The sequence below is a fragment of the Virgibacillus sp. NKC19-16 genome (assembly GCF_021560035.1).
Classification (GTDB): domain Bacteria; phylum Bacillota; class Bacilli; order Bacillales; family Amphibacillaceae; genus Virgibacillus_L; species Virgibacillus_L salidurans.
Window position 1 is genome coordinate 736,434 of sequence record NZ_CP074373.1, and the last position, 11,741, is coordinate 748,174.

Annotated in this window: 12 protein-coding genes, 2 tRNA genes and 1 rRNA gene; 11 read left to right on the forward strand and 4 right to left on the reverse strand. The window is 39.8% G+C overall.

Annotated features, from left to right (window positions below):
- Nucleotides 1-42: 42 nt before the first annotated feature.
- From rrf to KFZ58_RS04110, 9 genes are all read left to right on the forward strand, one after another.
- A 5S ribosomal RNA gene (gene rrf / locus KFZ58_RS04070) occupies nt 43-158 on the forward strand.
- A gap of 99 nt (nt 159-257) precedes the next feature.
- Nucleotides 258-334, forward strand: a tRNA-Met gene (locus KFZ58_RS04075).
- Between the two features lie 152 nt (nt 335-486).
- A tRNA-Asp gene (locus KFZ58_RS04080) sits at nt 487-563 on the forward strand.
- A 238-nt stretch (nt 564-801) separates the two neighbouring features.
- Nucleotides 802-1,770: a thiamine-phosphate kinase gene (thiL, locus tag KFZ58_RS04085; protein WP_370642426.1), complete on the forward strand. Its 969-nt coding sequence runs from the start codon at nt 802-804 to the stop codon at nt 1,768-1,770.
- A gap of 8 nt (nt 1,771-1,778) precedes the next feature.
- The gene (gene tsaE / locus KFZ58_RS04090; RefSeq protein WP_235793567.1) at nt 1,779-2,243 is read left to right on the forward strand and encodes a tRNA (adenosine(37)-N6)-threonylcarbamoyltransferase complex ATPase subunit type 1 TsaE; all 465 of its coding nucleotides are present in this window, start codon (nt 1,779-1,781) and stop codon (nt 2,241-2,243) included.
- Nucleotides 2,244-2,279: 36 nt separating this feature from the next.
- Entirely contained in the window at nt 2,280-2,978 is a 699-nt protein-coding gene (gene tsaB / locus KFZ58_RS04095; RefSeq protein WP_235793568.1) for a tRNA (adenosine(37)-N6)-threonylcarbamoyltransferase complex dimerization subunit type 1 TsaB, read from the forward strand.
- Nucleotide 2,979: 1 nt separating this feature from the next.
- A complete protein-coding gene (gene rimI, locus KFZ58_RS04100) occupies nt 2,980-3,426 on the forward strand; it encodes a ribosomal protein S18-alanine N-acetyltransferase (RefSeq protein ID WP_235793569.1) in 447 nt (148 codons plus the stop codon).
- Complete coding sequence (gene tsaD / locus KFZ58_RS04105; protein WP_235793570.1) at nt 3,426-4,436, forward strand: tRNA (adenosine(37)-N6)-threonylcarbamoyltransferase complex transferase subunit TsaD; 1,011 nt, start codon at nt 3,426-3,428, stop codon at nt 4,434-4,436. Before rimI ends, tsaD begins: the two co-directional genes overlap by 1 nt.
- A gap of 219 nt (nt 4,437-4,655) precedes the next feature.
- Nucleotides 4,656-5,825: an FtsW/RodA/SpoVE family cell cycle protein gene (locus KFZ58_RS04110; RefSeq protein WP_235793571.1), complete on the forward strand. Its 1,170-nt coding sequence runs from the start codon at nt 4,656-4,658 to the stop codon at nt 5,823-5,825.
- A 38-nt stretch (nt 5,826-5,863) separates the two neighbouring features.
- On the opposite strand, the gene KFZ58_RS04115 is transcribed toward KFZ58_RS04110, so the two are convergent.
- On the reverse strand, nt 5,864-7,174 hold the full coding sequence (locus KFZ58_RS04115) for a hemolysin family protein (protein WP_235793572.1): 1,311 nt from the start codon (nt 7,172-7,174) through the stop codon (nt 5,864-5,866).
- A 90-nt stretch (nt 7,175-7,264) separates the two neighbouring features.
- Nucleotides 7,265-9,187 (reverse strand): ABC-F family ATP-binding cassette domain-containing protein, encoded by a 1,923-nt coding sequence (locus KFZ58_RS04120; RefSeq protein ID WP_235794655.1) that lies wholly within the window; start codon nt 9,185-9,187, stop codon nt 7,265-7,267.
- 221 nt (nt 9,188-9,408) lie between these two features.
- Between KFZ58_RS04120 and KFZ58_RS04125 the strand changes: the two genes are divergently transcribed.
- Nucleotides 9,409-10,059 carry a redox-sensing transcriptional repressor Rex gene (locus tag KFZ58_RS04125; protein WP_235793573.1) on the forward strand — a complete coding sequence of 217 codons (651 nt, stop codon included), beginning with the start codon at nt 9,409-9,411 and terminating at the stop codon, nt 10,057-10,059.
- A gap of 197 nt (nt 10,060-10,256) precedes the next feature.
- On the opposite strand, the gene KFZ58_RS04130 is transcribed toward KFZ58_RS04125, so the two are convergent.
- Both KFZ58_RS04130 and KFZ58_RS04135 read right to left on the reverse strand, forming a co-directional pair.
- Nucleotides 10,257-10,433: a YdiK family protein gene (locus KFZ58_RS04130; protein WP_235793574.1), complete on the reverse strand. Its 177-nt coding sequence runs from the start codon at nt 10,431-10,433 to the stop codon at nt 10,257-10,259.
- A 3-nt stretch (nt 10,434-10,436) separates the two neighbouring features.
- Nucleotides 10,437-11,150, reverse strand: coding sequence for a CPBP family intramembrane glutamic endopeptidase (locus KFZ58_RS04135; protein ID WP_235793575.1), 714 nt, complete (start codon nt 11,148-11,150; stop codon nt 10,437-10,439).
- 306 nt (nt 11,151-11,456) lie between these two features.
- Between KFZ58_RS04135 and groES the strand changes: the two genes are divergently transcribed.
- Entirely contained in the window at nt 11,457-11,741 is a 285-nt protein-coding gene (gene groES / locus KFZ58_RS04140; RefSeq protein ID WP_235793576.1) for a co-chaperone GroES, read from the forward strand.

The window sequence follows — 11,741 nt, forward strand, 5'->3', positions numbered from 1 at the left end:
GAAGTTCTGATTGATCAACACAGAACGACTTAACACGTTAGGTCTGGTAGTAATAGCGGAGAGGTCACACCTGTCCCCATGCCGAACACAGAAGTTAAGCTCTCCAGCGCCGATGGTAGTTGGGGCTTTGCCCCTGCAAGAGTAGGACGCCGCCAGGCCTTTCAGATATATAACAAGCCACTAGTTGAATAGTTAAATTAATTTGTAACACACTAGGTGTAAATCTAAGTAAGATATTAGAATTATATTACTCATATCGCGGGGTGGAGCAGTCTGGTAGCTCGTTGGGCTCATAACCCAGAGGTCGTAGGTTCAAATCCTGCCCCCGCAACCAAAATATTTCAACTAACTACACTGTATAGTTTTCTCTGCTAGTTAAAAATATTAACGTGTTCTAATGCAATTAAAATACTTTAACTGACTACACCGAATTACAGTTATTTATAAATTAAAAAGTAGTAGTAACCAAACAAGTTAATCAAATTTGGTCCGGTAGTTCAGTTGGTTAGAATGCCTGCCTGTCACGCAGGAGGTCGCGGGTTCGAGTCCCGTCCGGACCGCCACTTTAAAAAATGTTTATTCACACATAATTTCTTTCAAGAAATTTATGTGTTTTTTTATATAAAAACATAATACATAGAAGAAACGATCCTTAACTAAAACACCCTTATTTATCCTCTCATTTTAGATCTCCCCAGCACTTTCCAGAAAATAAAACTCTATTATTATCGATTATTTTTTCTTTTTTGCTGTCTTTTTGCTATCATTAGTGTAGTACTGTTAAAAATGAAATGGTGATGAATGATGGATGAATTTTCATTTATAGATTCGATTAGACAACAGTTTTATAGGCAACCAACCTTAATGAAAGGTATCGGCGATGATGCAGCTGTTTTTCGTCAGCACACGCAGGACATTGTGACAGCTGTGGATACCTTTGTGGAAGACATCCATTTTTCCAAAAATACGATGGAAGCTTATCATGTTGGTTATCGTGCACTTGCAGCAAATATAAGTGATTTGGCGGCGATGGGAGCCTCGCCTGCTTTTTATCTTGTATCCATTGTGATTCCGGAATCCTGGTCTGAGAGAGAACTGGCGCATATTTTCACTGGAATGAAAGAATTGGCGTCCCTTTATAAGATGGATTTAATTGGGGGAGATACGGTGTCTGGAAATGAACTTATATTATCCGTAACGGTTATTGGTTATGCGGATAAGGGAAAAGCTCGTTATCGCAGTACCGCGCGTGATGGTGATATTGCTTTCGTAACAGGCACACTAGGAGATTCACGAGCAGGGTTTCATATATTGACAAGTGAGGGTGACTATAGGGATGCGCGTTATTTTATCGAAAGACATCAATCACCCAGTCCCCGGGTTGAATTCGCGAAAGGTTTAAACAAGTTATCACGCACAGCTTTAAATGATATCAGTGATGGACTTGCAAGTGAAGCTACCGAGATTGCGGAGGCGTCCCAAGTTACGATAACAATACATGATGATTATATCCCGACAAGCAAGTCATTCAATCAATTTCCTGAAGATCTGCAACATAAATGGAAACTTTATGGTGGAGAGGACTTTGAGTTGTTAGGGACCGTCTCAAGCAGTGACTGGGAAATCGTGAAAGAAATTGCTGATGAAACGAATACGAAAATATCTAAAATTGGCTATGTAACTGTGGATGCAGATTACGGTGGCATATTTTTAGTTCAACATAATAAACGCGAACGCATATACAAGAAAGGGTATACCCATTTAAAGTAGGTGTCTTAATGATTGATTATCAAATAAAAACATATACTACCTTAGAAACTACACAGCTGGCTCAAGCGTTAGCTGTACTACTTAGACCTGGTGATTTAATCACATTAGATGGTGAGCTTGGAACGGGCAAAACCACGTTTACAAAGGGGCTTGGTACTGGACTTGGGATTAAACGTACAATTAGCAGTCCAACGTTTACGATTGTAAAGGAATATGAAGGGGAGCTGCCTTTATATCATATGGATGCCTATCGCCTGCAAGATTCAGATGAGGATATTGGTTTTGAGGAATATTTTGATGGGGAAGGCGTTACAGTGGTGGAATGGGCAACGTATATTGAAGAATTTCTACCCGACGAACGGCTAAAAATTATGATCAGTTATATCGACGAGCATACAAGAGGTTTTGATTTAACCCCTGTAGGCGACCATTATCAATGGGTGGTTAAGGAGTTACAGCATTCAAATTTATAAGAGATTGGAACACGAACGATAAGGAGTTACGTTTTAATGAATATACTTGCAATTGATACATCGAATCACGTATTGGGTGTTGCAGTCATGAAAGATGATAAAATCGCTGGTGAAGTGGTTACAAATTTAGCAAAAAATCACTCCGTACGATTAATGCCGGCAATTGATAAATTAATGCGTGAGGTGCAAATTACACCAGAGCAATTAGATAAAATTGTTGTGGCAAAAGGTCCTGGATCCTATACGGGGGTCCGAATTGGTGTTGCAACTGCGAAATCGCTGGCCTGGGCATTAAATATTCCAATCGTAGGTGTATCCAGCCTGGAGGTCCTCAACTTTCAAGGGCGTTTTTTCAATGGAGCAATCTGCCCGTTTTTTGATGCACGGCGCGGGTTGGTTTATACCGGATTGTATAAATGGAAAAATAGCACGCTTGAAACAATAGTTGAAGAAACAAATATGTTAATGGAAGATTTTCTAAAAATGCTTGCAAAGGAAGAAAGGAAAGTACTTTTCTTGAGTCCAGATATTTCATTGCATCAAAAAGCGATAACAGAAAGTTTAGGCGAGCTCGCCGTTATACCTGAAGGCCCTTATCATGTCGCAAAGCCCTCCTACTTGGCTTTAGCAGGGTTGAACCGTGAGCCTGATAACCTACATACATTAACACCCAATTACCTTCGCTTGGCAGAGGCAGAAGCCAATTGGAAGAAGCAGCAAAAGGAAAAGCAGTAACATGGGTGAGATGGTTATTCGGGAAATGGAACTTGCTGACGTGGACCAAGTCATGGAAGTCGAGGTAGCAACTTTCGCAGCGCCTTGGCCGACGGACATCTTTTATCAGGAAATTTTGGATAATGAACATGCTTTTTATTTCGTTATGGAATTAGATAAAAAAATTATTGGGTATATTGGGACATGGATTGTAATCGATGATATGCAAATTACGAATATTGCTGTTACGCCTGCGTATCGCGGAATGAAATTGGGAGAAATGCTTTTCAGGTATACGATCCAATTCGCGATAAAATTAGGGGTTGCTCGTTTGTCCCTTGAAGTGAGAAAATCAAATATAGTCGCACAAAAAATGTACCGTAAATTTGGACTTGTCCCTGGTGGTATCCGGAAAAATTATTATGCGGTTGATCAGGAAGATGCTATAGTAATGTGGGTGAACTTATGATGAAAAAAGATATGCATATACTCGGAATCGAAACAAGCTGTGATGAAACGGCTGTAGCTATTGTTAAAAATGGTACAGAAATTGTCTCAAATGTTGTTGCCTCACAAATCGAAAGCCATAAGCGCTTTGGTGGGGTTGTTCCGGAAATTGCCTCCAGACACCATGTCGAGCAGATGACAATCGTGTTGGAACAAGCATTTGAAGAAGCTAAGCTAGCATGGGAATCGATTGATGCAATAGCTGTAACAGAAGGCCCGGGTCTTGTTGGAGCATTACTTGTCGGTGTTAATTCTGCAAAGGGTCTGGCTTTTGCAAAACAAAAGCCGTTGGTCGGCGTACATCACATTGCTGGCCATATCTACGCAAATCGATTGGAAGAGGAATTTGAATTTCCGCTCCTTGCTCTAATCGTTTCAGGTGGTCATACAGAACTTGTCTTGATGAGGGATCATGGGAATTATGAACTGATTGGTGAAACACGTGATGATGCAGCCGGAGAGGCTTATGATAAGGTTGCTCGAATGTTGAATTTGCCGTATCCGGGTGGCCCGGAAGTCGATCGCTTAGCTGCCAAAGGCGTGGAAAATATAACATTTCCACGGGCATGGTTAGATGAGGGAAGCTATGATTTTAGTTTTAGTGGACTTAAATCTTCCGTTATTAACACTATCCACAACGGGCAACAACGTGGGGATGAATTAAAAGCCGAGGATATTGCCGCGAGTTTTCAGGCAAGTGTTGTTGATGTATTGACAACAAAAACAGTAAAAGCAGCAAAACAGTATAACGCAAAACAAGTCATTGTTGCTGGTGGCGTAGCTGCAAATAAAGGATTGAGAACCGCAATGAAGGAGCAATTTGCCCAAATGCAAATCCCGTTATTAATTCCGCCATTAAAGTTATGTACAGATAATGCAGCAATGATTGCAGCTGCTGGGACGATTGCTTTTGAACAGGGAAAACGATCAGAACTGGACCTTAATGCACGTTCTTCATTAGAATTGAATTAACAAGTTATTCACAGGGATGTGGATGATATTCAAGAGAACGCGATTTATCTATGATGGTTTTGTGGATGAAAAATGTGGGTAAAATCTATAAATACTGTGGATAATGTGCATAACTTTGTTAACAACTTGTGTTTACGCTATTTTTTGGGGAGTCCTCCCTGTGGATTACTAAAATTAATCAACATTTGATAGAGGAAAGAAATTTGGTGAGATATTGCTATGTCTAAAAAGCAATCCTATTATATACAAAGTGATTTTATATTTTTATTTATTTTATTTGTTTGTACCAGCTTACTTGCGCTATATAATGCACAGCAGTTAGAACAAAATGAAGGAAGTAATTTTGTTCTCTTGCAGGCCATCTGGTTTAGTATTGGTGCGTGTGTTGTAGCAGCTATTCAATTCATTGATATGGACCAATTATATAAAGCTAGTATTTTTATCTATGGATTTGGTGTGCTTGTTCTTGCTGTATTGTTAGTGAGTCCGGAAAGTATTGCGCAGCCGGTGAATGGTGCGAAAAGCTGGTTTCAGTTGTTTGGTGTTTCTATGCAGCCAGGCGAGTTTGCGAAGATTTCCACCATTATATTTTTGGCGGCAACGATAAGCAGGCATAAAACAAAATTTGAAGCAAATACATTGAAAACAGATAGCTATTTATTGCTCAAACTTATTACAATTACAGTTATCCCGGTTTTTCTTATTATGCAGCAGCCTGACTTTGGAACGGCTATGGTTTATCTGTTTATTGTGGGTATCATTATTATTTTGTCCGGAATCGATTGGAAAATTATAACGGCGTTAATTGTTGGCAGTTTGACAATCCTCGCAGCAGTCTTTACACTTGTTATCCAATTCCCTGAAGCTGCCGGGGAGCTTGGAATTGAGCGATATCAGGTGGACCGGATAATGACCTGGTTTGACCCAACTCAACCTTCCAGTGACGCAACCTGGCACTTTGATCGTGCCCATATGGCATTGGGGTCAGGAAGTCTATTTGGCAAAGGCTTGGGCAACTTGGAAGTGCCATATCCAGAGGCACACACCGACTTTATCTTTTCTGTTATTGGAGAAAGCTTTGGTTTTATAGGTAGCGCAGTTGTCATCTTCTTGTATTTTATGCTGTTATATAAGTTGGTAACGCTGGGGTTAAATACGTTTAGACATTCGCCATTTGCAGCATATTTATGCTTTGGTTACTTCAGTTTAATACTGATTCATGTATTTCAAAATATCGGTATGACGGTTGGAATTATGCCGGTTACTGGTATTCCGCTACTGTTAATCAGCTATGGCGGGAGTTCCGTATTATCCACCATGATTGGATACGGAATCGTCTATCGGGTAGCAGTGGAACATACCATACAAAGTGATTATCTTTTTAAATAGGTAAGACCCGCATGAACAATATCATGTGGGTCTTTGTTTTATTCTTCTTCTTTGGTTGTTGCTACTACTTTTTCGATTCGTTTCTCCGTTACTTCTTCGACTTCAAAAACGATGTTCTCGTAATTCACTGTAGCTTTTTCTCCTGCGTGCGGGAAATAACCGAGCTGGTCAATGAGGAAGCCACTTAATGTATCATACGTTTCTGTAGGCAATTCGATCTCGAGTACATCTTCTACTTCGTGGAGATGAATGGTACCGACAATGGAAAATGTTGCTGGGTCAATCTTTTTGATTTCTTCCTCGGATACGTTAGCGCCGTCGCTCTCACTAAATATATCCCCAACGATTTCCTCAATGACATCCTCGATAGTAATTAAACCTTCCGTGCCACCATATTCATCAAGTACGATGGCAATATGCATGTTGTTCTTCTGCATGTCTTTGAATAAAATATCTATATGCTGGGTTTCTAATACAAAATAGGGCTTACGGATCATTTCTTTTAGATTAAAAGCTCCCTCGTCCCGATGATCCAATTGAAGTAAATCTTTTGCATGTAAGATCCCAATAATATTATCGATGTCCCCTTCATATACAGGGAACCGGGTGTATTTCTCCTTATTTACTAATTTAATGGTTTCATCCAACGTAGCATCAATGGATAAAACAGACATATCCGTCCGGTGTGTGATAATATCGGAAGCATCCTTATCATTGAATTCAAAGATATTTTGAATCATGACATGTTCACCCTTCTGGATTGTCCCTTTTTCCCCGCCGGCTTCAACCATTATTCTAATGTCTTCTTCTGTTGCTTCTTCGTTATCTGCATCTGGATCAACGCCAAACAATTTAACAGTGTTATTTGTGGAAAATTGCAGGAACTTTACTATAGGTAAACAGATTTTAAATAACCAAGTTACGGGTGTAGTAGCGATATTTGCAATTAATTCAGCTTTCTGCAGTGCAAGCTGTTTTGGGACAAGCTCCCCAAAAACCAGGGTGAAATAGGATAGGATAATGGTTATTGCAACAACGGAAATCGTCTCAAGCACGTCTTGAGAAATCGGGACACCTAAATTATATAACGCCTCAGCCAGTGGCCCTGCAAAGAAGTCGGCTGCAAAAGCACTTGCTAAAAACCCGGCTAATGTAATCCCGATCTGAATGGTTGCAAGGAAACGGCTTGGTTCATTGATAAGATTATAAAGCTTTTGCGCCTTTTTATCTCCGTCATCAGCCATTCGCTTGACTTTATTTTCATTTAATGAAACGAAAGCTATCTCTGATGCGGCAAAAAATGCGTTCAGTAAAAGTAATACGATAAGAACACCTATAGCACTAGCCAATTATTTTAACCTCCATATAATTTGAAACATCTTACGTAATCTGTATAGTTGTCTACCATAATTATAAGCCTATCTCATTTTTGATACAAATTATTCTTCTTGCAGTGCCGTCCATTCTTCCATTAATGGATCAATTTGCTGTTTGAGCTCACTTGTTTGTTTGGTGAGTTCCAATGCTTTTTCGTGATCCTGGTAGATATCCGGTTCGGTCATCTTTTCTTCCAGTATGGCAATTTCGAGTTCCAGTTTTTCAATTGTTTCTTCCAGTTCAGCAATACGGCGCTGTTTCTTTCTTTCCTCGCGCTGGGCTTGTTTATCTTCCTGGAAGCTGCGTTTTTTCTGATCGGTTTTCTGAACGGTTTCTTCTGTTTGCTGCAGTCTGGCTATTTCGGCCTCTTCTTGCTTCTTTTCCATATAATAATCATAATCACCTAAATAAATCGTTATACCACCCGTTTGCATTTCTGCTACTTGATCGGTTATTTTATTAATAAAATAACGGTCATGGGATACGAAAATGATTGTTCCGGGAAAATCAATCAATGCTGCTTCCAGTACCTCTTTACTATCAATATCTAAGTGATTTGTCGGTTCATCCAAAATTAGGAGATTAGCTTTTTGCATCATTAATTTGGCTAACGCAAGACGTGCTTTCTCGCCGCCGCTTAGAGAGTTAACAAGCTTTAACACATCGTCACCGGAAAAAAGGAAATTCCCTAAAACGGTTCGAATGTCCTTCTCATTAACATTTGGATACGCGTCCCATAGCTCGAGCAGTACTGTCTTGGAGGAGGATAAATTTGCCTGCTCTTGATCATAATACCCGATTTGCACGTTTGTTCCTGGTTGCACCTGTCCACTAGTGGGTTTCACGCTTCCTAAGATTGCTTTTAACAATGTTGTTTTCCCAACACCATTTGGCCCGATCAAAGCAATTCGTTCACCCCTGTTCACATGCAGATTTACACTTGAAAATAAATTACCGCTCTCTTCCTCATAGCGAAACGATAGATCGTCTATTTTAAGGACATCATTGCCGCTTCTTCTATTAATCTGGAAAGAGAAATTTGCTGAAATCTCAGCGCCTAATGGTTTATCTAATTTTTCCATCTTCTGCAGCTGTTTCCTGCGGCTTTGTGCGCGTTTTGTTGTCGATGCACGGGCAATATTACGCTGGATAAAATCTTCCATTTTGTTAATTTCGGTTTGCTGTTTCTCAAATTCGTTTAATTCCTTCTCATAATCAATGGCTTTTTGCTCTAGATATTTGCTGTAGCTCCCATGGTATTTCTTCGTTTTATGGCGGGAAATTTCATAAACAATAGCCACCGTTTTATCTAGAAAATAACGATCATGGGAAACAATCACTACCGCACCGGGATAGCTCATAAGATAGTTTTCCAGCCACCCAAGTGTATCAATATCCAAATGGTTTGTTGGCTCATCTAATAGGAGCAGTTCCGGTTTTTTTAATAAAAGTTGTCCTAATGCCAGGCGTGTCTTTTGCCCGCCGCTGAGTTCATTAATAGGTGTGTTGTAATCATAATCCTGAAAATTCAAGCCGGTCAGCACTGCCTTGATATCTGCTTCATAGGTGTAGCCACCCTCGTTTTGAAACGTTTGTTGCAACTTATCATAATCCTGCAGAAGTTTTTCATAATGTGTGCCGGAGAGTTCTGATGCTTGTTCCATTTTTCGTTCCATGGCTCTGAGTTCCTGTTCTTGAGCGGTTAAGTGCTGGAATACATCAGCCATTTCATCCCAAATTGTTTTTACAGAATCTAAAGCTGTATGCTGCGATAAATATCCGATCGTAAGGTTTTTTGGCCTAAATAATTCACCTTCGTCATAGGTTAACTCGCTGGCCATAATTTTGAGTAACGTCGATTTACCTGAACCGTTTCTCCCAACAATAGCTATTCGATCATTGCTTTTCACTTCAAGTTTTACATTTGATAAAATTTCATCAGCCCCGAAAGATTTCGAAAGCTCATTTAATTGCATTACTATCATTTCGTTCACCTCATCTACCCCAGTGTATCGCACTCAGAATCTTTGGGGCAACAATTGTGAAATTAATCACGACTTTCTCTGAGATTTCTGCTAAAATGAGGGGTAGACCATTAGAAGGCAGTTAAGAAAGTATAAAATACTTTCTTACTGCATAAGTGCAACTAAGGCTGTCACCCAAAAGCTTGGTGCAACCAAGTTTTCTAACGAAGAGAGGAATAACTATGGATCAGAATAAGATACCACAGGCAACAGCGAAGCGTTTACCTTTATATTATCGATTTTTAAATAATTTAAACCATCAGGGGAAGTCACGCGTCTCTTCAAAAGAACTTAGTGAAGCAGTAAAGGTAGATTCGGCAACGATTCGAAGGGACTTTTCCTACTTTGGGGCATTAGGAAAAAAGGGCTATGGCTATAATGTGGAATATTTGCTTGGATTTTTCCGCAAGACATTGGATCAAGATGAGGTGACTGACGTAGCCTTAATTGGTGTAGGGAATTTAGGAACTGCTTTTTTACATTATAATTTTATGAAAAACAATAATATCCGGATAAAAATGGCTTTTGATACAGACAGGGATAAAGCGGATACAGATATTGGCGGAGTGCCGATCTATCATATAGATGATTTGGAAGCGAAAATGGAGGCTATAAAAGTAGTGATTTTAACAATACCCGCAAGTGAAGCGGAGGGAATTACCGGACGATTGGTGGAGCAGGGAATATCAGGAATTCTTAACTTTACACCTGCACGCCTGACCGTACCACATTATATTCGTGTACATCATATTGATTTGGCTGTTGAACTACAGGCGCTTGTGTACTTTCTGAAGCATTATCCATTAGAGAGGAAGGGCGAGCTGGATTCGTAGTGGTTGGAAAGCGCGAACTCAAGCGAGAGGCACCTCAAATTCGAGCGAGGATCGTGGCAACTCGAGCGGGAGCACCTGCAAATAATTAAAGTGGCTGAAAATATTGGATTTTACACAACAATAGGGATACAAATCAGTCTGATTTGTATCCCTAAATATTTTCTCCGTTTAACTGAATCCGTTACGCAGATTCAGTTCTACTTCTTTTTCTTTGCCCGAAAGTGGTCGGATAACATTCTAAATCCTACACCGAAATCAAGTGTAGCAACAAGTGCAAAAATGATGGTTGTAAAATCCCATGTTGAATCCCCAAATTGAGTTGCTAGATATATGAATCCTATACCCATGGCAAAATAAATGATTGCCATACCCATAAATTAACCTCCTAAAAAGATCATCTGCATCTGTTCCAGTTCTCGCTGCATCCGTTCAATGTCCTCCGGAGTCAAACCGAATTGTGCGGCAACGACAATGGTGTTCATTGCCGCATGTACGATAATAGGTACAAGAATCCGCTTTGTCTTCACATAGAGAAAGGCAAAGACAAACCCCATCGAAGCATAAATTAGGAGGTGTGTAGGATCTAAATGAATAAACCCGAATATTAGAGCAGACAATAACGCCGCGATAAAGAAGTTAGTCCGTGCATAAAATTGACCAAAAATAATTTTACGGAAGATAATTTCTTCTAACACAGGTGCTATTATCGCAGGGATAATCATAAATAGTGGCGCAGCACGTGAAATATCCATGATCTGTTGTGTATTCTCAGAGCCAGGGTCGATTCCAAGCAGTTCTATTTCAATCGTAGCAGCAAGACCTTGAGCTAGGAAGGCCATAAACACCCCAATTATTGACCATCCAATCATAGCCCCAATGGGAGCGGCCTCACGTGAATTTCCGGTTTTCATATCAGGTCTTAATAAGAAAAGCACAACCACAAGCGCCAAAGCAAAGCTTATAATTGACCAGTAAATAACAGCATCGAATTCACTTATAGGGAGAACTAAGTACAGGATGGGCGCAAAAATAACCCCCGAAAACTGCATAATAAGATAGGTTAAAATGACCCACCAATATCGTTTTGGCAAAATATAACGACTCCTTTAAAAATATATGTACTACTAGTGTATGTTTCATCTAAAGATCTATTTACAATCATACATTTTATCACAGTTTTCCCTCAGATAATAATAGAACGTCTCAGGGGAGTACCCGAACAGTGCCTGTCACGCCCCGTATTTTGTCGAATGTCGTCATACTAAACTAAAAAATTAGTATCACATTATACTTGCATTTTTAGAAAGAATTATTTATTATATTAATTGGGATTAGCACTCGGAGCATAAGAGTGCTAACATGAACAAAAATGATATGGAATTAAGGAGGCTTTCCACATGATTAAACCACTAGGAGATCGCGTAATCATCGAGCTTGTTGAGCAAGAAGAAAAGACTGCAAGCGGTATTGTACTTCCAGACTCTGCACAAGAAAAACCGCAAGAAGGTAAAGTAGTTGCAGTTGGTTCCGGACGAGTAACTGATAATGGTGAAAAAGTTGCTCCAGAAGTTGCACAAGGGGATGCTATTATCTTCTCCAAATTTGCAGGTACGGAAGTGAAATACGAAGGCAAGGAATACTTAATTCTTCGTGAGAATGATATTTTAGCTGTCATTAGCTAA